Here is a 24,467-nt window from a genome sequence, read left to right on the forward strand (position 1 = left end):
GATCAGGCACACACGAATCGTCCCGCTCTGCGGGCTTCTGAGTCTTCAGTCTGCCGAACGGAAGGGCGAAACGCATGCGCGAGTTGGGCGTAAGGTTGCGATTTGACCGATCACGGCACCCCGGGAGGGTTACCCCTCGGTAAAGATGACGTTTGGCGTCGGCGGGGTACACGATGGAACATCCCGGCTTCAGCGGGGCTCCCCTCCCCCGTGGGGTTCCGCCCGACCAGCGAAGGAACAGCGTGGCTCCCGGATCCGATCGCAGCCCGATCATCATTGGCGGCCTTCCCAGCCAGGTCCCGGATTTCGACCCCGAAGAGACGCAGGAGTGGCTCGACTCCCTCGACGCCGCCGTCGACGAGCGGGGCCGGGAACGGGCTCGGTACCTCATGCTCCGGCTGATCGAGCGGGCCCGCGAGAAGCGCGTGGCCGTGCCCGAGATGCGCAGCACGGACTACGTGAACACCATCGCCACGCGGGACGAGCCCTTCTTCCCGGGCAACGAGGAGATCGAGCGCAGGGTCCTCAACGCCACCCGCTGGAACGCGGCCGTGATGGTCTCGCGGGCCCAGCGCCCGGGGATCGGGGTCGGCGGCCACATCGCGACCTTCGCCTCCTCGGCCTCCCTCTACGACGTCGGCTTCAACCACTTCTTCCGCGGCAAGGACGAGGGCGACGGCGGCGACCAGATCTTCTTCCAGGGGCACGCCTCCCCCGGCATCTACGCCCGCGCGTACCTGCTGGACCGGCTCGACGAGACCCAGCTCGACGCCTTCCGCCAGGAGAAGTCGAGGTTCCCGAACGGCCTCTCCTCGTATCCCCACCCGCGGCTGATGCCGGACTTCTGGGAGTTCCCGACGGTGTCGATGGGCCTCGGCCCGCTCGGCGCGATCTACCAGGCGCGGATGAACCGCTACATGGAGGCGCGCGGGATCGCCGACACCTCGAAGTCGCACGTCTGGGCGTTCCTCGGCGACGGCGAGATGGACGAGGTCGAGTCGCTCGGCCAGCTCTCCATCGCCGCCCGCGAGGGCCTGGACAACCTCACCTTCGTCGTCAACTGCAACCTCCAGCGGCTCGACGGCCCGGTGCGCGGCAACGGCAAGATCATCCAGGAGCTGGAGTCGATCTTCCGGGGCAACGGCTGGAACGTCATCAAGCTGATCTGGGACCGCTCCTGGGACCCGCTGCTGGCGCAGGACCGCGACGGCATCCTGGTGAACAGGCTGAACACCACCCCGGACGGGCAGTTCCAGACGTACGCCACGGAGACCGGTGGCTACATCCGCGAGCACTTCTTCGGCGACGACCACCGGCTGCGGGCCATGGTCGAGGGCATGTCGGACGACCAGATCCTCCACCTCGGGCGCGGCGGCCACGACCACAAGAAGATCTACGCGGCCTACGCGGCGGCGAAGGCGCACACGGGCCAGCCGACCGTGATCCTCGCCCAGACGGTCAAGGGCTGGACGCTGGGCCCGAACTTCGAGGGCCGCAACGCGACCCACCAGATGAAGAAGCTGACGGTCGACGACCTCAAGCGCTTCCGCGACCGGCTGCACATCCCGGTGCCGGACAAGGAGCTGGAGGAGGGACTGCCGCCGTACTACCACCCGGGGCGGGACTCCGAGGAGATCCAGTACATGCACGACCGCCGCAAGGCGCTCGGCGGGTACGTGCCGACGCGGGTCGTGCGGGCGAAGCCGCTGGTCCTCCCCGAGGACAAGACCTACGCGGCGGTGCGCAAGGGCTCGGGGCAGCAGTCGATCGCGACGACGATGGCCTTCGTCCGGCTGCTCAAGGACCTGATGCGGGACAAGGAGATCGGCAAGCGCTTCGTGCTGATCGCGCCGGACGAGTACCGGACGTTCGGCATGGACTCCTTCTTCCCGAGCGCCAAGATCTACAACCCGCTGGGGCAGCAGTACGAGGCGGTGGACCGCGAACTGCTCCTGGCGTACAAGGAGTCGCCGACGGGCCAGATGCTGCACGACGGCATCTCCGAGGCGGGCTGCACGGCCTCGCTGATCGCGGCCGGCTCGGCGTACGCCACCCACGGCGAGCCGCTGATCCCGGTGTACGTCTTCTACTCGATGTTCGGTTTCCAGCGGACCGGCGACCAGTTCTGGCAGATGGCCGACCAGCTGGCGCGGGGCTTCGTGCTCGGCGCCACCGCCGGCCGGACGACGCTGACCGGTGAGGGCCTTCAGCACGCGGACGGTCATTCGCACCTCCTCGCTTCGACGAACCCGGCCTGCGTCTCCTACGACCCGGCGTTCGGTTTCGAGATCGCGCACATCGTCAAGGACGGTCTGCGCAGGATGTACGGCCCGGAGGCCGAGGACGTCTTCTACTACCTGACGGTCTACAACGAGCCGATCCAGCACCCGGCCGAGCCCGAGGACGTGGACGTGGAGGGCATCCTCCACGGCATCCACCGCTTCAAGGCCGGCGAGGCGGGCTCGGTCCCGGCGCAGATCATGGCCTCGGGCGTCGCCGTGCCGTGGGCGATCGAGGCCCAGCGGATCCTGGCCGAGGAGTGGAACGTCCGGGCCGACGTCTGGTCCGCGACGTCCTGGAACGAGCTGCGCCGCGAGGCCGTGGCCGTCGAGGAGCACAACCTGCTCCACCCGGACGAGGAGCAGCGCGTCCCGTACGTGACGCGGAAGCTCCAGGGTGCCGAGGGACCGTTCGTGGCGGTCTCGGACTGGATGCGGTCCGTGCCGGACCAGATCTCCCGCTGGGTGCCCGGCGCCTACACCTCGCTGGGCGCGGACGGCTTCGGCTTCGCGGACACCCGGGGCGCCGCCCGCCGCTTCTTCCACATCGACGCCCAGTCGATCGTCCTCGCGGTGCTGACCGAGCTGGCCCGCGCGGGCAAGGTCGACCGCTCGGCGCTGAAGCAGGCCGTGGACCGCTATCAGCTGCTCGACGTGGCCGCCGCCGACCCGGGCGCCGCGGGCGGCGACGCCTGACGGCCGGGCCGCCGGCACGGACCGGCTGGTGAAGGGCGGTGGGACCGGTGGTCCCGCCGCCCTTCGGCGTTCCTTACGATGCCCGGCATGTCCATCGACAAGGAACGCTGGGAAGAGCGCACCCAGACACCGCTGCTGGTGCTGGCCGTGGCCTTCGGCATCGCCTACGCCGTGCCGATCGTGGCCCCGGACGCCGCGCCGTGGGTGCACCGGTGGTGCAACCACGTCGAGTGGGCGGTCTGGGCCGCCTTCGCCCTGGACTATCTGGTGCGGTTGACCGTCTCCCCGGCCCGCTGGGCGTTCGTGCGCTCCCACCCCCTGGATCTGATCGCGGTCCTGCTGCCGATGGTGCAGCCGCTGCGGCTGCTGCGGTTGGTCTCCACGCTCCTCCTCGTGGGCCGGCGGGCCCGGATGGCCCCGCAGATCACGCTCACCACGTATGTGGCGGGCGCGGTGGTCGGCCTGCTGATGTTCGGTTCGCTCGCGGTGCTGCACGTCGAGCGGGACGCCCCGGACGGCAACATCAGGACCCTCGGGGACGCGGTCTGGTGGTCCTTCACCACGATGACGACCGTCGGCTACGGCGACCACGCCCCGACCACGGGCCTCGGCCGGGTCCTCGCGGTGGGCCTGATGCTCTCCGGGATCGCCCTGCTCGGTGTGGTCACCGCCAACATCGCGGCGTGGTTCATCTCCCGCTTCGAGCGGGACGACGCCGTGGAACGCCGGCAGACGGAACTCCTGGAGTCGCTGACCCGCGAGGTGCGGGAGCTGCGCTCGGAGGTGGCCCGGCTCTCCGCGCCGCCGGAGCCGCCGGCCCGGCCGGAAGCGCCGGCCGCGCCGCCCACGCCGCTCGCGCCGCCCGCGCCACGGGGGCCCGGCGGGCCCGAGGTCCCGGCGCCTACCGCTCCCACAGCTTGAACGCTCTGACCTCGTACGGGGTCTGCGGCACCCAGGTCCCCCGCCCCGGGTACGTCTCGAACTCGCCCGTCTCCTCGCACTCCGCCGACTGGTACGTCGTGACCGGCCGTCCCGTCCGGTTGGCGAGGGACTGGGCCGAGGCTCCGGCCGGCAGGACGACGCAGCTGTCGATGTCCGTCGTGGCCAGTTCGTACGCCCTGGACTTCCCCTTGAAGTCGGGCCGCGGCCAGAGGCAGAGCGCCCCGGGCCCACAGGTCCCGAGCACGGTGCCCCGCGCCCCGGCGGACGCCTCCGCCCCGCTGCCGGCCGGGACCGCCGCCGCGGGCAGCGCCGCCGCGGGCAGTGCCGTCAGCAGGGCGGCAACCAGCACCACGCCGAACGGCAGTGCCCCGAAGGGCAGTGCGCCGAAGGGCAGTGCGCGTCGCTTCACCTTCACGTTCATGTCTTCCAACCCCCGATGCCGTCGATCATTGTCACTCTCTGTAATCAATACTCTGACCGACGTCACACCCCGTTGAGAAGAGGGCCAAAGCTTCTCCACCCGAACGGGTGATACGACACGGCGGCCCCCTCGGATCCGAAGATCCCGAGAGGGCCGCCGAAGCGCCGACACGGGGGCGTCAGATGTGGGCCGCGCCCGCGCCCGCCTCCGCGTTCTCGCCGCGCTTGGTCAGCGTGGCCACCAGGGCCGCGACCACCGCGACGACGCCCGCGACGGTGAAGGCCAGACCCATGCCCTCCAGGAAGGTGTCGTGGATGACCCCGCCGATCTTGGCGAAGACCTCGGGCGTCATGCCGGGCGCCTGCGCGATGCCCGGCGGGACCATGCCGAACTCGGCGGCCTCCTCCAGGGCCGGGTTCGGCGGCACCGGGATGCCGGCGGCCTGCCAGTTCTCCTCGAAGGAGCCCGCGACCTTGGAGGACATGACGGCGCCGAGCACCGCCGTGCCGAGCGCGCCGCCGACCTGCATGGCGGCCTGCTGCAGACCGCCGGCGACGCCGGAGAGCTCCAGCGGCGCGTTGCCGACGATGACCTCGGTGGCGCCGACCATGACCGGGGCGAGGCCCAGGCCGAGGAGCGCGAACCAGAGGGACATCGCGAGCGTGCTCGTACCGGCCGAGAGGGTGATCATGCCGAACATCGCGACGGCCGTGCAGACCATGCCGCCGACCAGCGGCACGCGCGGGCCGAACCGGGTGATCAGGGCGCCCGCCAGCGGCGAGGAGACGATCATCATCGCGGTCAGCGGGAGCAGGTGCATGCCGGCGTCGATCGGGCCCTGCCCCTTCACGCCCTGCAGGTAGAACGTCACGAAGAAGAGGCCGCCCATGAAGGCGAAGGCCATCAGGACCATCAGCACCACACCGGCCGACAGCGGCACCGAGCGGAACATCGCCAGCGGGATCAGCGGCTCCTTGACCTTGGTCTCCCAGAAGGCGAAGACCGCGAAGAGGAACAGCGCGCCGATCAGGCAGCCCCAGGTGTAACCGCTGGCCCAGCCCCAGTCGGCACCGGCCTTGATGAGGCTCCATACGAGCGAGCCCATGGCGCCGGAGAGCAGCACGATGCCGAGGACGTCGAAGGAGCGCGGCGCGTTCTCGGCGCGGTGGTCGTTGAGGATGACCAGGCCGAGGACGAGCGCGAGGACGCCGACGGGCACGTTGATGAAGAAGACGGACTGCCAGCTGACGTGCTCGACGAGGAAGCCGCCGAGGATCGGGCCGCCGGCGGTCGAGGCGCCGATGACCATGCCCCAGATGCCGATGGCCATGTTCAGCTTCTCGGCGGGGAAGGTGGCGCGGAGCAGGCCGAGCGCGGCCGGCATCAGCAGCGCCCCGAAGAGGCCCTGGAGGACGCGGAAGGCGATCACGGCCCCGATGGACTCGGAGAGGCCGATCGCGCCCGAGGCGGCGGCGAAGCCCGCGATGCCTATGAGGAAGGTCTGCCGGTGGCCGAAGCGGTCACCGAGCTTGCCCGCGGTGATCAGGGCGACGGCGAGCGCGAGCAGATAGCCGTTGGTGATCCACTGGAGCTGGTCCAGGGAGGCGCCGAGGTCGGCCTGGATGGCGGGGTTGGCGATGGCGACGATCGTGCCGTCGAGCGCGACCATCATCACGCCGACGGCAACGGCGAACAGGGTCAGCCAGGGGTGGCCGCGCAGGCCCTTCGCCGGGCCCGGCACGGGTTCCCGGGCACCCCCCTGACCCTGCGGGGTCTTGTCCACGGTGGTCTGACTAGTCATGGAAGGAGGCTAGTGACAGTCACTGACAATTGACAAAGCGATTCACGCGTCGGTAACTGTCACGTAGCTCACAGGTACGCTGAGCTGGACGAAACCCCCGAAAAGAGGCCCCGAACGTGACCCCGCCCGCACCCGGTCTCCGCGAGCGGAAGAAGCAGCGCACCCGCGACGCGTTGATCCGGGAGGCCCTGGAGCTCTTCACGAGCCAGGGATACGAGCGGACGACCGTCGACGAGATCGTCGACGCCGTCGAGGTCTCCCAGCGCACCTTCTTCCGCTACTTCTCCTCCAAGGAGGAGGTCGCCTTCGCCGTGCAGCAGATGGTGGAGGAGCGGTTCGTCCGGACGCTCGCCCTGCGGCCCCCCGAGGAGGGCCCCTTCGACGCGATGCGGAACGCCGTCCTCGGCTCCTGGGACGACCTCGGCGAGGCGATCGCCGAGATCATCCCCGTCGAGCTGCACCTGCGCACCTACCGGATGATCGAGTCGACGCCCGCGCTGCTCGCCGCCCATCTGCGGCGCTCCACCGAGATGGAGGACGCCATCGCGCGCCTGATCGCCGACCGCGAGGGCCTCGACGTGGACGCGGACCCGCGTCCCCGGATCGCGGTGGCCGCGTTCAGCGGCGTGATGAGGGTCACGGGCCAGATGTGGGGGCGCGGCGGCGACCAGAGTCTGGCCGCGATCCGGGCGCTCACCGAGCGGTACCTCGACCACCTCAACCCGGCCCTCGCCCGGCACTGGCGGGACGCCACCAAGCCGTACGACGCCAAGAAACCGCACGACGCCACGAAACCGTAGGACGCCACCGAGCCCGGGGTACGCGGCGGGGTGACCGCCGGCGCGGACGCCGCTCCGCCGCCCGGCGACCCGTAGGATCCGGCCACCCGCACCCCGTAGGGTGGCGGCCCGTGACCTCAGCCGACGTCCCGCCCGCCCTCGCCGTCGCCCGCACCCTGATCGTGCTGGCCGTCGCCCTCGTGCTCCTCGCGACCACCGGGTGGACGACGATCCGGCACCAGCCCGCCCCCGGCCTCTCCCGCGAGGCCGCGCTCGCCGCCTGGGCCCGGGAGCGGATCGACCACCGCCCGCCGCCGAGCCCGTACGGCGCCGCCGCCGGTACCGTCGCCGCGTTCTTCGCCCGGCTCGGACCGGCCGGATCCGAGCGGCTCGCCGAGCGGCACCCGCTGGTCGTCGGCAACCTCAACGGTGCCCCCCTCGCCCTGCGCTACCGCGCCAACCGCATCTCCCTCGGTCGCGCGCTCGACGCCGAGCGGAGCCGGGTCGACGACGCCCGGCTCACCGCCGACGGGCGCCACGAGGCGCTCCGGCGCGTGCACCGCTTCGCCTCCCTCCTGCGCCCCGGCCGCAGGATCCTCGCCTTCGACCCGACCGGCCGGGGCCGCGCGGCCGAGGTCCTCGGGGACCTGGAACGGGCCGAGCGGGTGTCCGTGGTCGTGCCCGGCGTCGACACGAACCTCCTCACCTTCCAGAAGACCCACAACCGGTACGGGGCCCCCGCCGGCATGGCCGCGGCGCTGTACGACGCCGAGCGCCGCGCCGCGCCCGGCACCCGGGTCGCCGTCATCGCCTGGGCCGACTACACCGCGCCCGCCGGGGTCGGCGTCGACGCGGTCACCGGCCGGCTCGCCGCGCACGGGGCCGAGCGGCTCGTCGGGCTCGTCGACGCGCTCCCCGGGACCGCCCCGGTGGCGCTCTTCTGCCACAGCTACGGCTCCGTGCTGTGCGGCCTCGCCGCGCACCGGCTGCCCTCCCGGGTGGCCGACCTGGCGGTCGCGGGCAGCCCCGGGATGCGGGTGGAGCGGGCGGCGGACCTCGGCACCCGGGCCCGGATCTGGGCGATGCGGGACGCGGAGGACTGGATCGCGGACGTGCCGTACGTGGCGGTCGGCGGGGTCGGCCACGGCGCCGACCCGGTCGAGCCGGAGTTCGGGGCGCGGCTGCTCTCGGCGGGCGGGGCGGCGGGTCACAGCGGCTATTTCGAGCCGGGGACGGAGAGCCTCGGCAACTTCGCGGCGATAGGGACGGGAGCCTACGACCGCCTGGTCTGCGCACATGCCGACAGCGCTTGCCACGACGGAATCTTCGGGCCGGACGGCCGCTGACCGGTGCGGGAAAGGCCCGGACGCGCGTAGATCGCAGAATTTCCGGACCTTTCGGAGGGGCGACGCGGGCGCGGGCGCCGCATACGATGAGGCGCATGGGTGATGTGCTGGCCGGAATTCATGCCGCCTGGGAGTTCGAGAGCGACGCCCTCGTCATCCGCTTCGATCGGGGGATCATCCGCACGCCGAGGCTCTTCCAGGCACTGCGCGAGCGACGCGTGCCGCACCGGGCCCTGGCGTCCGTGACGCTGACGCCCGGCAGGCGGGGCACCGTCGTGCTGCACGCCGTGCCGCGGCCGGGCGCCGATCCGCTGATGGAGGCGGCCGCGGGGCAGCTCAAGGAGAGCTGCGACCCGTACCGGCTGGTGCTGCCGGCGGACCGCGAGACGCTCGCCGAGTACTACCGGGACGAGCTGCGGGCGCTCCTCGCGCCCGACGCGCGGGAGCCGGCCGAGGGCTTCCTCGTGGCGCCGCCGGAGGGGCCGCGGTCCTTCAAGGCGTACGACGGCAAGGCGACCTTCGACGGGCGCGGCGAGGTGTCGTTCCGCTGGTTCTCGACGGCGGCCTCCTCGACGAAGTGGAAGGCGGGCGACCAGACGTTCCCGGTACGGGAGCTCGGCGGGGTCGAGTGGCGCTCGCCCGACGTGCTCGACGGGTACCTGCGGCTGGTGCCGCGCGGCGGGGAGCCGCGGGCGGCCCAGCCGGACCACGACCCGGCCTCCGTCGTCTTCGGCCTCGGGTACGGCCCGGTCCACGAGTCGCTGCCGTTCGCCGCGGCCGTCCTCGCGGCGATCCGCGGCAGCGGCGACCGCACCCCGGTCGCGGTGACGGCCTCCACGGCGGGCCGCGGCAATGCCTCGCTGGACCCCGGCGCCGTAGCTGAAAGGATTCGGCACCTGGGCGAACTGCACCGGGCGGGGCTGGTGACGGACGAGGAATTCACGGCGAAGAAGGCGGAACTCCTGGCGGAGCTCTGACGCGGGGGGGCCGGGTGCGGGCGCCCTGCGGCGCCGCGGCTCCGGGCCCCTCGTGGGGCCGAGGCCTGGCCGCAGGCCTCCGCGCGGCGGCGCCCATGCGGCCCGTGCGGCCCGTGCGGCCGAGCGGCCCCTCCGGTCCGGGCGCCCGAGCGGCCGCCGCCCGGGCCGCCCCCGCCGCCCGTCATACCCCGGTATCACGCGCCGGACCGCTCCCCGGTATGACGTGCGGGGTCGGGGGCGGTGCCTACGCTGGGGAGGTCATGGGGAACGAAGCGCGGCGAGAGCCGCTCATACGCAGGGGCGGCGAGCGCGTGCGCGAGGCGGTGCGCGGGCTCGGGGTGGCGTTGACCACGCCCGCCGCGCCCGGGACGCCGCTGCTCGCCGAGGGGTCGAAGCGCTGGGTGCGGCTGCTGCCGTACGCCGTCGGGATCGCGCTCGTCAGCTCCCTGCTGCCCACCACCGTCCACCTCCTCGTCCAGGACTACGGCGTGGGCGCCGCCCTCGCCGGTGCCGTCGGAACCCTGCAGACCGCCCCGCTCCTGCTGGCCGTCTCACGGCCCCTCCAGGCCTGGTGGCTGGTCTTCGCGGGCAACGTCCTCGGCGCGTTCGTCCTCCTCGGCTGGGACGGCGACCAGGCCCGGCTGTGGCCCTGGACGCCGCCGGCCGTCGTCGGGTACTGCGCCCTGATGCTCGCGCTCGGTCTGCGCGAGTCCCGTCGCGCGCTGTTCGGGGTGTGGCTGGCCACGGTCGTCGCCGGCTACGCGCTCGACCCGCTCCGGCCCGCCGGGGCCACCAACGTCCACACCCTCGTGGTCGTCCTGAGCGGCGTCCTGCTCCTGCTCACCTCCGCCGTCCGGGCCCGCCTCGACGCCCAGCGGCGCCTCGCCGAGCAGGAGACCATCAGCGAGGCCGAACGGGCCCGGCGCACGCTCCTGGAGGAGCGCGCCCGGATCGCGCGCGAGCTGCACGACGTCGTCGCCCACCACATGTCGGTGATCACCGTGCAGGCGGACTCGGCGCCGTACCGGATTCCGGAGCTGCCGGAGGCGGCCCGCGAGGAGTTCACCTCCCTCGCGGCGAGCGCGCGGGAGTCGCTGGCCGAGATGCGGCGGCTGCTTTCGGTGCTGCGCAGCGACGGCGGCGAGGGCGAGCGCGCCCCGCAGCCGGGGCTCGACCGGCTCCAGCAGCTGGTGGAGGCGACGGTACGGGCCGGGGTCCCGGTCGAGTTGACGCTCTCCGCCGACCTCGGTGACGTACCGCAGGCGGTGGACCTGTCGGCGTACCGGATCGTGCAGGAGGCCCTCGCCAACGTGGTCCGGCACGCGCCGGGCGCGCCGACCCGGGTCTCCGTGCGCGGCGACGGGAACGGCCGGCTGACCGTCCTGGTCGTCAACGGGCCCGCCGAGGAGCGCACTTCTCCGCTGGAGAGCGGCTCGGGCACCGGGCACGGGCTGGTCGGGATGCGGGAGCGCGTACGGTTGACGGGCGGCTCGCTGGACACCGGGCCGCTGCCGGACGGCGGCTTCCGGGTCGCGGCCCGGCTGCCGCTGCGTACGCCCGACAGCTGAGGACGCCCGTGACCATTCGCGTGATCATCGTCGACGACCAGGCCATGGTGCGGGCGGGGTTCGCCGCGCTGCTCGCCGCCCAGCCGGACATCGACGTGGTGGGCGAGGCGCCGGACGGCCGGCAGGGCGTCGAGGTGGCCCGCTCGGCCCACCCGGACGTGGTGCTGATGGACGTGCGGATGCCGGAGATGGACGGCCTGGCCGCCGCGCGCGCGATCCTGCACCCGCCGGCCGGGGTGGTGCACCGGCCCAAGGTGCTGATGCTGACCACCTTCGACATCGACGACTACGTGTACGAGGCGCTGCGCGCGGGCGCCTCCGGCTTCCTCCTGAAGGACGCGCCGCCGGCCGACCTCATCGCCGCCGTACGGGTGGTGGCGGCGGGCGACGCCCTGCTCGCGCCCTCCGTGACCCGCCGGCTGATCGCCGACTTCGCCGCCTCCCGCCCCGCGCCGCGCCGCGACACCACCGCGCTGCGCCTGAACGGCCTCACCCCGCGCGAGACGGAGGTCCTGGAGCTGATCGCCCGGGGCCTGTCCAACCAGGAGATCGCGGACCACCTGGTCCTCGCGGAGCAGACGGTGAAGACCCACATCGGTCGGGTTCTCGCCAAGCTGGACCTCCGCGACCGGGCCCAGGCGGTGGTCTTCGCGTACGAGTCGGGCCTGGTCACGCCGGGTGAGCCGAGGTAGCACCGCCCGCCGGGTGCTCCCTTCCGGGTTGTCCCCGAGGGTTGTCCCCCGGGGGTTGTCCCCCGGGTCCGCGGGGGGTTTTCGGGTCCGCCACCCCCTACCCCGGTACCGGTCCGGAGTTGGCTCCCCGGTGTGACGTGGCGTCAGCCGTCCGCTTCCTACCTTCCTCTCGCCAACGACGCGAACGACGCGACGCGAGTGAGGGAGGGCGGGCCGATGCGCCGCTTGACGAGGATTCGGCGGGGTCTGACGACGGCCGCCCTGGTGGTCGCCGTGGTCGCCGGGACGGCCGGGTGGGCGTCCGGGGACGCGCAGGTGCCGGTGACCGGTGGGCCCGTCGGGATCGAGGCGTGGCGGGGTGCGGGGCTGCCCGACCCGGAGCGGGTGGGGGCGGCCGGGATCGCGCGGTACTTCGCGGGGCTCCCTCCCGTACGGCAGCGGGAGCTGGCCCGCACGTACCCGACGGTCGTCGGGAACCTCGACGGGGCGCCCCTGGAGCTGCGGTACGAGGCCAACGCCCGCACCGTGCCGGGGCGTTATCCGGGGGCGCGGGTCCTGGCCCACGATCCGCGCGGCCGGGGGCAGGTGGTCCTCGCGTACGGGGACGTGGCGCGGGCGGCGCACGTGGCCGTGATCGTGCCCGGCTCGGACGTCGACGCGGGCCGGATCGGGCCGCTCGCGGACATGGCGGCCGCGCTGCACCGGGCGACCGGGGGCCGTACGGCGGTGATCGCCTGGGCCGGGTACACCACCCCGGTCGGGGTGGGCCTGGACGCGGCCACCGGACGGCTCGCGGAGGCGGGGGCGGACCGGCTGGCCCGGTTCGCGGACGGGCTCGCCGCCGTCGGCGCCGCCGAGCCCGCCGTCTTCTGCCACAGCTACGGCTCGGTGGTCTGCGGCCTCGCCGCGCACGAGCTGGAGGCCGCGGACCTCGTCGTCCTCGGCTCCCCCGGGATGCGCGCGGAGAACGTCGCCGGCCTCGGCACCTCCGCCCGCGTCTGGGCCGCGAAGGACCCCGCCGACTGGATCGACCGGGTGCCGAACGTCTCGGTCGGCGGCCTCGGCCACGGCCCCGACCCCACCGACCCGGCCTTCGGGGCCCGCCCCGTCCCGGCCGGCGACGGCCGGGGCCACGGCGGCTACTTCGCGCCCGGCACCTCCTCCCTCCGGGCCTTCGCCCGCATCGCCGAGGGGGACGTGCGATGAGGGCCCTGGTCCGGAGGATCGAGGCGGGCACCCCCGCCCACCGCGACCGCGCCGTCGACGGACTGCGCGCCGTCGCCCTGCTCGCCGTGCCGACCGGGCACTGGCTGCTCGGCGGGTTCACCCGCTCCGCCGACGGGGCGATCCACAACGCCAGCCCGCTGTCCGCCTTCGCGGGGCTCGCCCCGGTCAGCTGGGTCCTCCAGATGCTGGGGATCTTCTTCCTGGTCGGCGGCTTCGCCTCGGTCCTCTCCTACCGGCGCCGCACCGGCTCCACGCGCGCGTGGCTGGGCGGGCGGCTCGCCCGGCTCGGCCGCCCGGTCCTCGGCGTCACCGCCGTGTGGGCGGCGCTCGTCCCGCTGCTGCACCACGGGTTCGGGGTGCCCGTCGACTCCCTGCGGACCGCGTCGACGCTGGTGATCCAGCCACTGTGGTTCGTCGGCGTGTACACGGTGGTCACCGCCCTCACCCCGCTGTGCGTGCGGGCCGCCCGCCGCGCGGGGGTGTGGGCGGCCGCGCCGCTGCTCGGCTCCGTCGCCGTCGTCGACCTGCTGCGCTACGGGCCGTACGCCGACGCCGTACCGTCCTGGCTGAGCCTGCTGAACATCCTGCCGGGTTGGCTCTTCGCCTATCAGCTGGGCGTCTCCTGGGGCGAGGGCCGGGTCACCCGGCGCCACGCCTGGGGGCTGCTCCTCGGTGGCGCCGCGCTCTTCGCCGCCCTGCTCCTGGCCTTCGGCTACCCGGCGTCGATGGTCGGCGTCCCCGGCGAGGCCCGCACCAACTCGCACCCGCCGTCGCTGCTCGTGCTCGCCCTCGCGGCCGCGCAGAGCGGCGCCGCGATCCTGCTCCGCGAGCGGCTCGGCCGGCTCCTGCGGCGCCCCGCGCTGTGGGCCCCGGTCGTGGTGGTCAACCTGTCCGCGATGACGATCCTGTGCTGGCACCAGACGGCGATGCTCGCCGCCGCGATCCCCGCCGCGTACGCCGGTGAGGTCGCCGGGCTGGTCGGCGCGCCCGACTCGGCCGGCTGGATCCTGGCCCGGCTGGCCTGGCTGCCGGTCTTCGCCGGACTGCTGGTGCTCATCGGCCGGTACGCGCGGGGCTTCGAGTCCCCGTGGGCGCGGACGGGCCCGGCCCGCCGCACCCTGGCGGGCCTGCTCGCGGCGGGGTTCGCGGTCTTCGCCCTGGGCCTGGCGTGAGGCGACTGCCGGGAGGCGACTGCCGCGAGGCGACTGCCGTGGGCCCCCGCGCGAGGCCTGAGCCCCGCGCGCGAGCGGGCGGGACCGCTCAGACCTCGCGTGAGACCGAGGTGAACCGCATGTCCGGGTAGCGGTCGCCCGCCACCAGGCCCGCGATCGGCTCCAGCGCGGCCAGTTCGGCGCCGGTGAGGGTGATCCGGGTGGCGGCCGCGTTCTCCAGCAGGCGGGCGCGCTTGCGGGTGCCCGGGATCGGGACGACCGTCAGGCCGTGCACGGCGGCCCGCTGCTGCACCCAGGCGAGGGCGATCTGCGCCGGGGTCGCCCCGTGCGCGGCGGCGATCTTCCGCACCGGGTCGAGGAGGGCGGCGTTCCGCTCGGCGTTCTCGCCGGTGAAGCGGGGCTGGAAGCGCCGGAAGTCCGCCTCCGACAGGTCCTTGCCCGCGTCCGCGAACGCCCCCGTGAGGAAGCCGCGTCCGAGCGGCGAGTACGGCACGAAGGTCACGCCGAGTTCGGCGGCGGCGCCGACCGCGCTGCGCTCCACGTCCCGCGAGAAGAGGGACCACTCCGACTGGAGGGCGGCGATGGGGTGCACCGCGTGCGCCTCGCGCAGCTCGGGTCCGGTGACCTCGCTCAGGCCGAGGTGGCGGACCTTGCCCTCGCGGACGAGTTCGGCCATGGCGCCGACGGACTCGGCGAGCGGCACCCCGGGGTCGCGGCGGTGCATGTAGTAGAGGTCGATGGTGTCGACGCCGAGGCGGCGCAGGCTGTTCTCGGCGGCCCGCCTGATGTACGCGGGGTCGTTGCGGACGGCCCGGTGGGACGGGTCGTCGGCGCGCCGCTCGATGGCGAACTTGGTGGCGAGGGTGATCTCGTCGCGGTGGGCGGCGACGAACGGGGCGAGGAACTCCTCGTTGGCGCCGTTGCCGTAGATGTCGGCGGTGTCGATCAGTGTGACGCCGGCCTCCAGGGCCGCGTCGAGGGTGTCGCGGGCGGCGGCCTCGTCGGTGTCGCCGTAGAACTCGCTGATGCCCATGGCGCCGAAGCCCTGGACGCCGATCTCGGGTCCGTCCTGGCCGCCGAGCCGTACGGTGTCGATCCTGCTGGTCATGTGGGTGTTCCTCCGCATGCGGTGCCGTAGTGGCTGATCTTGATGTCGAGGACGGCGAGCGTGTCCTGGAGCTCGCCGATGCGGGCGGCGACGTCCCGCCGCGTGGCCTCCAGGAGGGCGCGCCGCTCCTCGCGGGTGTGGTCGCCGGCCCGTACGAGTTCGGCGTAGCGGACCATGTCGGCGACCGGCATGCCCGTGAGACGCAGCTTGCCCACGAAGGCGAGCCAGCTCAGGTCGTGCTCGGTGAAGCGGCGCTGCCCGGTGTGGGAGCGGTCGACGTGCGGCATGAGGCCGATCCGCTCGTACCAGCGCAGGGTGTGCGCGGTCAGTCCGGTCAGTTCGGCGACCTCGCTGATGCTGTAGTGGGTCCGGCCCCGGGGACGGGTACCGCTCGTGCTCGTGTCGGCGATCACGCTCATGGGTTCCACGCTAAGAGGTTGGAGTGCACTCGAAGCAAGGGCGCCCAGTAGGCTCGGCCCCATGGAGAGCAGTCTGCCGAGCCTGGCGTCGATCGAGAACTGGCCCGTCCCCACGGCGGCGGCGGCCGTCGTCCGCGCGGACGGCACCCTGGCCGGGTCCCACGGCCCCACCGGACGGCGGTTCCCGCTCGCGTCGGTGACGAAGCCCCTGGTGGCGTACGCGGTGCTCGTCGCGTACGAGGAGGGGGCGGTCGACCTGGACGAGCCGGCCGGGCCCGAGGGCGCGACCGTCCGCCACCTCCTCGCCCACACCTCGGGGCTCGCCTTCGACGAGGACCGGGTGACGGCGGCGCCGGGCACGCGCCGTATCTACTCCAACAGCGGCTTCGAGGCGCTCGGCGACCACGTGGCGAAGGCGACGGACATCCCCTTCGCCGACTACCTGCGCCAGGCGGTCCTGGAACCGCTCGGCATGGCGGACACGGCGCTCGACGGCTCGCCCGCCAAGGACGGGGTGTCGACCGTGGACGACCTCGTGCGGTTCGCCGCCGAGGTCCAGGCGCCGCGGCTGCTCGACGCCCGGACGGTCCTGGACGCGATGACCGTGGCGTACCCGGGGCTGACCGGGATCCTGCCCGGGTACGGGCACCAGCGGCCGAACGACTGGGGGCTCGGCTTCGAGATCCGCGGCGCCAAGTCCCCGCACTGGACGGGCGCCTCGTCCTCCCCCCGGACGTTCGGGCACTTCGGGCAGTCGGGCACGTTCCTGTGGATCGACCCGGACGCGCGGGCCGCGTGCGTGGCGCTGACGGACCGGGCCTTCGGGCCGTGGGCGGTCGAGGCGTGGCCGCCGTTCACGGACGCGGTGCTCGCGGACCTGGGGCGCTCGCGCGCCTGAGGCGCGGGGCCCACGGCCCTGGAGCGCGGGGCCTTCAGCACGCGGGGCCGACGGCCCCGGAGTGCCGGACTTCAGCGCGCGGGGCCGACGGCCCTGGAGTGCCGGGTCTACGGCGTGGCCCGGCAGCGCTCGGCGGGCAGGGTGCCGTCCGGGCCGGTGAGGGTGACCTCGGCCCGGCCCGCCGGGTCCTCCGCGTAGGCGGTCGTGCAGACGAGCTGCTGGACGGCCGGTTCGCGCAGGCCCGTCACCGGGAACGGTGCCCGCACCCGGAACAGCCGGCGCCCCTCCGTGCCGCCCTGTTTCTCCTCCTGGACGTGGAGGAGGCCGCGGGAGGCGGGGAGCGCGGTGGTCAGGCCCGCCGCGGCCTCGGTGTCGCCGGGGCCGTGGAGCAGCGCGCCGAGCACCTTGTCGGTGACCACGCGCGTGCCCCGCAGGTCCTCGGCCCTGATCTCGTAGCCGGTGCCGAAGCCGTCGTACGGGAGCCGGGCGGCGCCCGTGCCGTCACCAGGGTGCGTGGGGTCGGCGACCCCGACCCCGACCTCCCGGGCCACCGGCATCGACCGGCCGTCCGGGCCCAGGAAGTACAGGATCATCCGGCTCTCGGGGATCGGCGCGACCGCGACCGTGGGGGCGCCGCCCGCCTCGACGACGTCGCTCTGCTGGATGCCGCAGGCGGTGAGGGGCAGCAGGCCCGCCGCCGCCAGCAGGCCGGGGAGGGCCGCGGCGGCGCGGCGACGGTTCACAGCGGCATCCTCACGGTGAAGACGGCGCCGCCGCTCGGGTGGTTGGCGGCCTCGACGGTGCCGCCGTGGAGGTGGACGTTCTCCAGGGTGATGGCGAGCCCGAGGCCGCTGCCCGCCGAGCGGGTGCGGGCCGGGTCGGCCTTGTAGAAGCGGTCGAAGACGTGCGGCAGGACGTCCGGGTGGATGCCCGGCCCCCGGTCGGTCACCTCCGTCACGAGCCGGTCCCCGTCGGCGTACACCCGGACCGTCACCGGGGGCCGGCCGTGCCGCAGGGCGTTGCCGACGAGGTTGGCGACGACGACGTCGAAGCGACGCGGGTCGAGGCGGGCCCTGATCCCCTCGTCGAGGAGCGGCACGACGAGCGCCGGGTCGGTCCAGTGCCGGTTCTGGAGGGTCTTGCGCACGCAGTCGGCGACGTCGACCTCGTCCGTGTGGAGTTCGGCGGCGCGGGCGTCGAAGCGGGAGATCTCCATCAGGTCCTCGACGAGCACGGCGAGCCGGCCGGTCTCGGAGCTGATCAGGCGGACGGCGCGGGCGGTGTCGCTGTCGAGGGTCCCGGCGTCGGCGTCCTCGTCGAGGACCTCGGTGACGGCGAGCATGCCCGCGAGCGGGGTGCGCAGTTCGTGGGAGACGTCCGAGGCGAAGCGGCGGGCGCGGGCCTCGGCGCGCCGGAGCTCGGTGACGGAACGCTCCAGCGCGGCGGCGGACTCGTTGAACGTGCGGGCGAGGTCGGAGAGTTCGTCGCTGCCCTTGGCGTGGATGCGGGTGTCGAGCCTGCCGCGTCCCATGTTGTGGGCGGCGTGGCGCAGTTCGCGCACGGGGCGCAGCACCCCGCGGGCGGCGAGGAGGGCCGGGATCAGGGCGACGGCGAGGGCGGGCAGGGCTCCGTCGCGGGCCGCCGCGACGAGGGCCTCGATGTTCGCCTCCTCCTCGTTCAGGTCCATCACGGCGTAGAGGACGAGCCCGGTGGGCTGGCCCGTGCCCTCGACGGCGTCGGTCCGGAAGACGGCGGGGACGGCCATGGTCAGGTACGGGGTGCCGTTCCTGACGACCCGCTGGAAGCTGACGTGCGGGGTGGCCCCGCGGTCGTGGGCGCGGGCCCGCAGCTCGGGGGTGAGGACGGTGGAGGTGGGCCGGTCGGTGGAGGAGGCCCGCAGGGAGCCGTACTCGGCGTAGACCCGCCAGGGGCGCGGCTTGCCCTGGCCGGCGATGAAGAGCGCCCGGTCCCTCAGCTCCTCGGCGGTGGGCGGCAGGGTGATGTTGAGGGCGTCGACCTGCTGGTGGAAGGCGGAGACGGCGGTGTTCTGGGTCTGTTCGAGGATCGCGTTGCGAGCGGCGCGGTAGGTGAGGGCGGCGGTGGTGCCGCAGCCCACGGCGGCGACGAGGAGGAAGGCGAGGACCATGCGGGTGCGCAGGCCGAAGGGGCGCAGGCGGGGCGGGCGGGCGCGGCGCCCCGGGCGGGTGGCGTTCCCGGTGCCGGTCCCCGTGCCGGTCTCCTTCCCGGCCTTCGCTGCGGCTCCGGCTCCGGTCCCCTTCCGGGTCTCCGTACCGGTCTTCGTACCGGTCTCCGCCCCGTTCTCCGCCTCGGGGGCGGGAGAGGTCCTCACAGGGGTCCGAAGCGGTAGCCGAAGCCGCGCAGGGTTTGGATGTAGCGGGGTTCGCCGGGGGTGTCCTCGATCTTGTTGCGCAGCCGGCGGACGCACGCGTCGACCAGCCGGGCGTCGCCGTGGTAGCTGTGCTCCCAGACGTGTTCGAGGAGCTGCTGGCGGCTGAAGACCTGCTCGGGGGCGGCGGTGAGGTGGAGCAGCAGCTTCAGCTCGGAGGGGGCGAGGGCGAGGCGTTCGCCGTTCTTGGCGACGGTGAGCCCGGCGCGGTCGATGGCGAGTCCCCCGTGGAACTCGACGGCCGGCCGCCCGGAGCCGGGCTCCTCGATGCGGCGGAGGACGGCCCGGATGCGGGCCTCGATGACCTCCGTACGGGCGGGCTTGACGATGTAGTCGTCGGCCCCGGCCTCCAGGCCGACGACCACGTCGAAGTCGTCCCCGCGCGCCGTCAGCATGATGATCGGCAGCTGGCTGCTCTCGCGGACCCGGCGGCAGACCTGCACGCCGTTCATGCCGGGCAGCATGAGGTCGAGCAGGAGCAGGTCGGGCCGGAACTCGCCGAGGGCGTCGAGCCCCGCCTCGCCGGTGGGCGCGGTGCGCACCTCGTGGCCGCGGCGCCGGAGCCCGAGCTCGACGCCCTCGCGGACGGAGGGATCGTCTTCTATCAGGAGCACGCGCGGCATCTGTGGAGTATCCCAAGGTCGGTCGGGGCGCCCCGAGGGCGGGGGGCCGGTCGGTTCACGCGCGGCGCGCGCGGGAGCGGGGGCGTGGCCGGGCGAGGGTGCGCAGGAGGGCCTGGACCTCGGTGAGGCGGAGGGGGCGGGCGAGGAGCGCGAAGACCGCGAGGACGGCGAGGCCGCCCGCGAGGCCCGCGACGACCGCGCCCGCGGTGGCGCCCGCGCCGGTGACCGCGCCGGTGACGGTGTCGGCGACGAGGAGTCCGTACCCAGTGGCGGGCACGGCGGCGAGCAGGAGCCGGCCGGTCGCCCCGCGGGTGCGGTCGGAGGGGCCGATGGCGCCGGAGGGCCCGGTGCGGTCGGAGGGCCCGCGGAGCCGCCGGCGCAGCACGTACCCGGTGAGGGCCCACCCCGCCCACAGGGCCAGCGAGTACCCGGCGGCCATGCCGGCGACGGTCCAGCGGGTCGGCAGCCAGAGGTGGGCGGCGAGCGAGAGGCCCGCGTTCAGGCCGGCGATCACCAGGTTGAGCAGGAAGGGGGTGCGGGTGTCGCGCAGCGCGTAGAAGGCGCGGGTGCACACGTACTGGCCGGAGAGGGCGACCAGGCCGGGCGCGAGGGCCATCAGCGTCCAGGCCATGGCGCGGACGTCGGCGCCGCCGGTCCTGCCGTACCCAAAGACGACGGTCATCAGGGGCACGGCCAGCGCGAAGAGGGCGCACGCGGCGGGGACGACGGCGGCGGCGCTCGTCCGCTGCGCCCGCGCGACGTCCCGGCGCACGCCCGCGAGGTCGCCGTCGGCGGCGGCCGCGCTCATGCGGGGCAGCAGCGCGGTGACGAGGGAGACGGTCACGATGCCGTGCGGGACGGTCCACAGCAGATAGGCGTTGTTGTACGCGGCGAGGCCGGTGCCGCCGGTCCCCGCGTCGGCGCCCGGACCGGTCGGGTCGCCGGCCGTCGTGGCGACCCAGGTGGTCACCCAGTACGCCGCCTGGTTGGTGAGGACGAGCAGCACCAGCCAGCCGGCCGAGCGCAGCGGGGCGGCGAGGCCGCTGCCGCGCCAGTCGAAGCGGGGGCGCCAGCGGAAGCCGGCCGCCCGCAGGGACGGCACGAGAGCGAGGGCCTGGACGGCGATGCCCGCGGTCGTGCCCCAGCCGAGGAGGGCGGTCTCGCCCGGCGTGAGGGCGCCGCCGTCGGCCACCACCAGGAAGAGCGCGAAGACGGCGACGACCACGACGTTGTTGAGGACGGGCGTCCAGGTCATGGCGCCGAACCGGCCGCGGGCGCCCAGCACCTGCCCGAGCAGGGTGAACAGGCCGAGGAAGAGGATCTGCGGCAGACAGCTGCGGGCGAAGGCGACGGTGGTGTCGCGCTGGGCGCCGGTGTAGTCGGTGTACGTGTCGACGATGACGGGCGCGGCGAGCACGGCGGCCGCGGTGAGGGCGGCGAGGGCGAGGGCGCAGAGGGTGAGCAGCCGGTCGGTGTAGGCGACGCCGCCGTCCTCGTGCTCCTTCGCGGCCTTGACCAGCTCCGGTACGAAGACGGCGTTGAGGGCGCCGCCGAGGAGCAGCATGTAGACGATCGTGGGGACGGAGTTGCCGACCGCGTAGCCGTCGGCGACGAACCCCGCCCCGAGCGCGGCGGCGACGACGGAGGCCCGGACGAAGCCGGTGGTGCGGGAGACGAGCGAGCCCACCGCCATGAGGGCCCCGCTGCGCAGCGCGGACGGCGCGGCGGCCGCCGGGGCTTCGGCGCGGACGGGTACGGACGGTGCGGACCGCACGGGAAACGGCCCCGGTACGGCGCTCGGGGGCTGGGTCATCGGCGGGCCAGATAGGCCTGGAAGGCGCGGTACAGCGCCTGGTTGGTCGTGCCCGGCATCGGTGTCTCCCACTCCCCCAGCGTCTCGACGACCTGGCCGCCGGTGCCCAGCTTCCAGCGCAGGAGGCCGTGGGCGCGGACGTCCGGGTCGAGGGTGGAGGGTACTCCGCGCATGTCGTAGACGGCGGCGCCGAGCGCGTGCGCGTCGAGGAGCATCCGCCACTGGAGCGCGTTCGAGGGGCGGACCTCGCGGCGGTGGTCGGCGGAGGCGCCGGTCTGGTACCAGACCCGGCCGCCGACGGTGATCATGGTGTGGGCGGCGAGGACCTCGCCCTCGTGGCGGGCCAGGTAGAGCTTCATCCGGCCGGGGTGCTCGGCGTTGAGGACGGCGTACTGGCGCTCGTAGTAGGCGAGGGAGCGGCCGAGCCGGAAGCCGTCGCGCTCCTCGGTGACGCGCAGCAGCCGGTAGAACTCGGGCAGGTCGGCGGCGGAGCCGACGACGACCTCGACGCCGGACGTGCGGGCCTTGCGGACGTTGCGGCGCCACTCCTGGTTGAGGCCGGACCACAGGTCGTCGGTGCCGCGGCCGGTGAGCGGGACCTGGAAGACGTGCCGGGGCTGGGCGTCGGCGCCGTCCTCGGAGTCGCCGCCGCAGCGCCGCCAGCCGCGGGCGCGGAGGCGTTCGGCGACGGCGGTGCCGAGCGGGTCCACCTCGTCGGCGAGGACGTCGGCGAGGCGGCGGCCGGGTCCGGTGCGGGCCTTGACGGTGGCGGCGGTCCAGCGCCGGTAGGCGGGCGACGGGCCGATGCGGACGGCGAAGGCGCCGAGCGAGCGGAGGTGTCCGAGGAGCGGGTCGAGCCAGCCGTCGAGGTCGGGGTCGGACCAGTCGGCGACGGGCCCTTCGGGGAGGTAGGCGAAGCACTTGCGGGTGCCGGGGAAGGGCCGCAGGAGGACGAGGGCGACGCCGGTGAGCGGGCCCGACTCGGGCCCCCAGCCGACGAGTTGGTGGGTCCAGCCGTCCTTGACGTCGGCCCAGGAGGGAAGCTGGAGGAAGCTCGGGCCGTCCGCGCCGGTGGAGCGGGAGGCGAGGAACGCGCGGTACGCGTCGGGGGTGACGGGCCCGAGCCGGAGCGGGCCGGCCGGGGCGCGGCGTTCGGTGGGTGCGGCCGTCACGAGCAGCGCAGACACAACGGGAGCCTCCTGGTTCCGCCCCTCGGTCGTGGGGCGCACAGCAGGCTCACAGCGGAATGCGACCGGTCCGCGCGGCGCGTGTGACCGGACGGTGACCGTTCCTCTGCAGGGCCCGTCACATGGGCTCCGGGCGCCCCGCGAGGCGGTCGGAGCGGCCTAGAGTCCGGGGCGTTCCCCCTGTTCTCGCCCCTCGTTGCGGAGGTCTTCCGTGCTGCCGATACGCACATCCCGTCCCGCGCTCGTGGCCGTCGCGGCCCTCGTCTCCCTCACGGCCTGTACGGCGCGGGCGGCCGACGGCCCCGCGGCGGGCGGGGGTCCGGGGCCGGAGGGCTCCGCCGGGGCGAAGGTGCCGCCCGCGAAGGTGACCGTCGTGGACCCGGCGGCGGGCAGGCCGGTGACGGTGACGGCCTCGGGCGGCACGATCGCCTCGGTGCGGGTGGCCGACGGGGACGGCGGCGTGCTCGCGGGGCGGGCCGCGGCGGGCGGGACGCGCTGGGTCTCGGACCGGAAGGCGGCGCCGGGCACCGCGTACACGGTGGAGGTGACGGCCCGTACCGCCGGCGGCGGCGAGTCGACCACCCGGTCGTCCTTCCGCACCCCGGAGGCGGAGCGGGTCAACGAGCTGACGCTCGCGCCGGGCAAGAACACCACGGTCGGCATCGGGCATCCGCTGTCGGTCGTCTTCGACCGGCCGGTCACGCGGAAGGCGGACGTCGAGCGGCAACTGAAGGTCACCACCTCCAACGGCACGGAGGGCTCCTGGGGGTGGGTGAAGGACTGGTCGGGCCGCGACCGGGCCGACTGGCGCCCCAGGGCGTACTGGAAGCCGGGCACGAAGGTGACCCTGGAGGCCGACCTGAACGGCACGGACTCGGGGGACGGCTGGTTCGTACGGGACTACCGGACCGGGTTCACGGTCGGGGACGCGCAGGTCGTCAGGGTGGACCTCGACCGCAAGCGGCTGTCCGTCGTCCGCGACGGCCGGACGGTCCGTACGATCCCGGTCTCCGGCGGCACCCCCGGCGGCGACAAGCGGTCCTGGCGGGGCACGGCCGTCCTGATGGCGAAGGAGGGCACGATCAACATGAACTCGGAGACGGTCGGGCTCGGCGACGCCTACGACAAGATGGTCGACTACTCGATGCGGCTGACGTGGTCGGGTATGTACGCGCACGCGGCGCCCTGGAACGCGGCCCACTTCGGGCGGGCGAACCGCAGCTCGGGGTGCATCGGCATGAGCGACGCGGACGCCGCCTCCTTCTACGCCTCGGTACGGGTCGGCGACCCGTTCGAGATCACGGGCACCGACACGAAGGGCACGGTGGCGGAGGGCAACGGGTACGGGGCGTGGAACCTGAGCTGGGAGCAGTGGAGGGCCAAGAGCGCCCTCCACTGAAGGACGGCCACCGGCCCCGGGGAGACCCGCGTCGACCAGACACCCGCTAGGGGGCGCGCAGCTCCCAGACCAGGGCCTCGGCGTCCGCCGTGGCGAGCAGTGCGAGGCCCGTGGGAGCGGTGATCCGCGCCGCGTCCCCGGGCGCCAGCTCCTCGTCGCCGACGCGCACCCCGCCCCGTACGACGTGGACGTACAGGGCGTCGGCGTCCGGCAGCGCGGTGCGCTCACCGGCCCGCGGGCGGTGGACGTGGAGGACGGCTCCCGCCGCCGGCAGGTCGTACCGGCCGGGAAGGGCACGGACCAGCTCGTACGACGGGGTGCCGCCCGCTTCGCGCGGGGCCAGCCACATCTGGACGAAGACGAGGGGGTCCGGGCCGTCGTTGCGTTCGACGTGGCGGACGCCGGCCGCCGAGGAGAGGTGCTGGAGGTCTCCGGCGCGGACGACGGTCTCGTGGCCGGCCGAGTCCCGGTGGGTAAGCTCGCCCTCGACGACCCAGGTGACGATCTCGGTGTGGCTGTGCGGGTGCTCGTCGAAGCCTGCTCCCGGAGCGAGCCGCTCCTCGTTGACGGCGAGGAGGGCGCCGAAGCGGAGGTTGCCGGGGTCGTAGTGGGACCCGAAGGAGAAGGAGTGCCGGGTCTCGATCCCGTTCTCCGGGTCGCCCCCGGGGTACCGCTCCCCGGCGCGCTGGATCGTCATCACGTCGGCAACGGTA

At 74.2% G+C, this 24,467-nt stretch carries 21 protein-coding genes; 11 read left to right on the forward strand and 10 right to left on the reverse strand.

What is annotated here, in order from left to right:
- Positions 1-242 precede the first annotated feature (242 nt).
- Both aceE and ACWDVG_RS00135 read left to right on the forward strand, forming a co-directional pair.
- The gene (aceE, locus tag ACWDVG_RS00130) at positions 243-2,975 is read left to right on the forward strand and encodes a pyruvate dehydrogenase (acetyl-transferring), homodimeric type (protein ID WP_451694597.1); all 2,733 of its coding nucleotides are present in this window, start codon (positions 243-245) and stop codon (positions 2,973-2,975) included.
- A 78-nt stretch (positions 2,976-3,053) separates the two neighbouring features.
- On the forward strand, positions 3,054-3,896 hold the full coding sequence (locus ACWDVG_RS00135; protein ID WP_451694599.1) for a potassium channel family protein: 843 nt from the start codon (positions 3,054-3,056) through the stop codon (positions 3,894-3,896).
- Here ACWDVG_RS00135 and ACWDVG_RS00140 read toward each other — a convergent pair.
- Together ACWDVG_RS00140 and ACWDVG_RS00145 are read right to left on the reverse strand one after the other, a co-directional pair.
- Positions 3,877-4,296 (reverse strand): peptidase inhibitor family I36 protein, encoded by a 420-nt coding sequence (locus ACWDVG_RS00140; protein WP_451695086.1) that lies wholly within the window; start codon positions 4,294-4,296, stop codon positions 3,877-3,879. The two genes, ACWDVG_RS00135 and ACWDVG_RS00140, sit on opposite strands and share 20 nt — an antisense overlap.
- A 220-nt stretch (positions 4,297-4,516) precedes the next feature.
- On the reverse strand, positions 4,517-6,139 hold the full coding sequence (locus ACWDVG_RS00145; protein ID WP_451694601.1) for an MFS transporter: 1,623 nt from the start codon (positions 6,137-6,139) through the stop codon (positions 4,517-4,519).
- Positions 6,140-6,255: 116 nt separating this feature from the next.
- On the opposite strand from ACWDVG_RS00145, the gene ACWDVG_RS00150 reads away from it, so the two are divergent.
- From ACWDVG_RS00150 to ACWDVG_RS00180, 7 genes are all read left to right on the forward strand, one after another.
- Positions 6,256-6,939 (forward strand): TetR family transcriptional regulator, encoded by a 684-nt coding sequence (locus ACWDVG_RS00150; protein WP_451694603.1) that lies wholly within the window; start codon positions 6,256-6,258, stop codon positions 6,937-6,939.
- Between the two features lie 110 nt (positions 6,940-7,049).
- A complete protein-coding gene (locus ACWDVG_RS00155) occupies positions 7,050-8,264 on the forward strand; it encodes an alpha/beta hydrolase (protein WP_451694605.1) in 1,215 nt (404 codons plus the stop codon).
- An 86-nt stretch (positions 8,265-8,350) separates the two neighbouring features.
- The gene (locus ACWDVG_RS00160) at positions 8,351-9,241 is read left to right on the forward strand and encodes a DUF4429 domain-containing protein (RefSeq protein ID WP_451694606.1); all 891 of its coding nucleotides are present in this window, start codon (positions 8,351-8,353) and stop codon (positions 9,239-9,241) included.
- Positions 9,242-9,501: 260 nt separating this feature from the next.
- Complete coding sequence (locus ACWDVG_RS00165; RefSeq protein ID WP_451694608.1) at positions 9,502-10,809, forward strand: sensor histidine kinase; 1,308 nt, start codon at positions 9,502-9,504, stop codon at positions 10,807-10,809.
- 8 nt (positions 10,810-10,817) lie between these two features.
- Positions 10,818-11,501, forward strand: coding sequence for a response regulator (locus ACWDVG_RS00170; RefSeq protein ID WP_451694610.1), 684 nt, complete (start codon positions 10,818-10,820; stop codon positions 11,499-11,501).
- Positions 11,502-11,726: 225 nt separating this feature from the next.
- Positions 11,727-12,707 (forward strand): alpha/beta hydrolase, encoded by a 981-nt coding sequence (locus tag ACWDVG_RS00175; RefSeq protein WP_451694613.1) that lies wholly within the window; start codon positions 11,727-11,729, stop codon positions 12,705-12,707.
- On the forward strand, positions 12,704-13,900 hold the full coding sequence (locus ACWDVG_RS00180) for an acyltransferase family protein (RefSeq protein WP_451694614.1): 1,197 nt from the start codon (positions 12,704-12,706) through the stop codon (positions 13,898-13,900). The genes ACWDVG_RS00175 and ACWDVG_RS00180 overlap by 4 nt, the downstream gene beginning before the upstream one ends.
- 88 nt (positions 13,901-13,988) lie before the next feature.
- Here the strand turns inward: ACWDVG_RS00180 and ACWDVG_RS00185 are convergent, their stop codons facing one another.
- Both ACWDVG_RS00185 and ACWDVG_RS00190 read right to left on the reverse strand, forming a co-directional pair.
- Positions 13,989-15,008, reverse strand: coding sequence for an aldo/keto reductase (locus ACWDVG_RS00185; RefSeq protein WP_451694616.1), 1,020 nt, complete (start codon positions 15,006-15,008; stop codon positions 13,989-13,991).
- Positions 15,005-15,427 (reverse strand): MerR family transcriptional regulator, encoded by a 423-nt coding sequence (locus tag ACWDVG_RS00190; protein ID WP_451694618.1) that lies wholly within the window; start codon positions 15,425-15,427, stop codon positions 15,005-15,007. The genes ACWDVG_RS00185 and ACWDVG_RS00190 overlap by 4 nt, the downstream gene beginning before the upstream one ends.
- Positions 15,428-15,488: 61 nt before the next feature.
- Between ACWDVG_RS00190 and ACWDVG_RS00195 the strand changes: the two genes are divergently transcribed.
- On the forward strand, positions 15,489-16,325 hold the full coding sequence (locus tag ACWDVG_RS00195) for a serine hydrolase domain-containing protein (protein ID WP_451694620.1): 837 nt from the start codon (positions 15,489-15,491) through the stop codon (positions 16,323-16,325).
- 107 nt (positions 16,326-16,432) lie between these two features.
- Here ACWDVG_RS00195 and ACWDVG_RS00200 read toward each other — a convergent pair whose 3' ends face one another.
- The 5 genes from ACWDVG_RS00200 to ACWDVG_RS00220 all read right to left on the reverse strand — a co-directional run bounded on the left by ACWDVG_RS00200 (position 16,433) and on the right by ACWDVG_RS00220 (position 22,355).
- Positions 16,433-17,068 carry a hypothetical protein gene (locus tag ACWDVG_RS00200; protein ID WP_451694622.1) on the reverse strand — a complete coding sequence of 212 codons (636 nt, stop codon included), beginning with the start codon at positions 17,066-17,068 and terminating at the stop codon, positions 16,433-16,435.
- Positions 17,065-18,471: an ATP-binding protein gene (locus tag ACWDVG_RS00205; RefSeq protein WP_451695088.1), complete on the reverse strand. Its 1,407-nt coding sequence runs from the start codon at positions 18,469-18,471 to the stop codon at positions 17,065-17,067. The genes ACWDVG_RS00200 and ACWDVG_RS00205 overlap by 4 nt, the downstream gene beginning before the upstream one ends.
- 200 nt (positions 18,472-18,671) lie before the next feature.
- Entirely contained in the window at positions 18,672-19,355 is a 684-nt protein-coding gene (locus ACWDVG_RS00210; protein ID WP_451694623.1) for a response regulator, read from the reverse strand.
- Positions 19,356-19,410: 55 nt separating this feature from the next.
- The gene (gene murJ, locus ACWDVG_RS00215; protein ID WP_451694625.1) at positions 19,411-21,168 is read right to left on the reverse strand and encodes a murein biosynthesis integral membrane protein MurJ; all 1,758 of its coding nucleotides are present in this window, start codon (positions 21,166-21,168) and stop codon (positions 19,411-19,413) included.
- A complete protein-coding gene (locus tag ACWDVG_RS00220; protein ID WP_451694627.1) occupies positions 21,165-22,355 on the reverse strand; it encodes a lipid II:glycine glycyltransferase FemX in 1,191 nt (396 codons plus the stop codon). The genes murJ and ACWDVG_RS00220 overlap by 4 nt, the downstream gene beginning before the upstream one ends.
- Before the next feature lie 211 nt (positions 22,356-22,566).
- Here ACWDVG_RS00220 and ACWDVG_RS00225 point away from each other — a divergent pair, with 211 nt between their 5' ends.
- Positions 22,567-23,754, forward strand: coding sequence for an Ig-like domain-containing protein (locus ACWDVG_RS00225; RefSeq protein ID WP_451694628.1), 1,188 nt, complete (start codon positions 22,567-22,569; stop codon positions 23,752-23,754).
- A 46-nt stretch (positions 23,755-23,800) separates the two neighbouring features.
- Here the strand turns inward: ACWDVG_RS00225 and ACWDVG_RS00230 are convergent, their stop codons facing one another.
- Complete coding sequence (locus ACWDVG_RS00230; protein ID WP_451695090.1) at positions 23,801-24,451, reverse strand: pirin family protein; 651 nt, start codon at positions 24,449-24,451, stop codon at positions 23,801-23,803.
- Positions 24,452-24,467 lie beyond the last annotated feature (16 nt).

This window comes from Streptomyces sp. NPDC003327 (genome assembly GCF_053589515.1).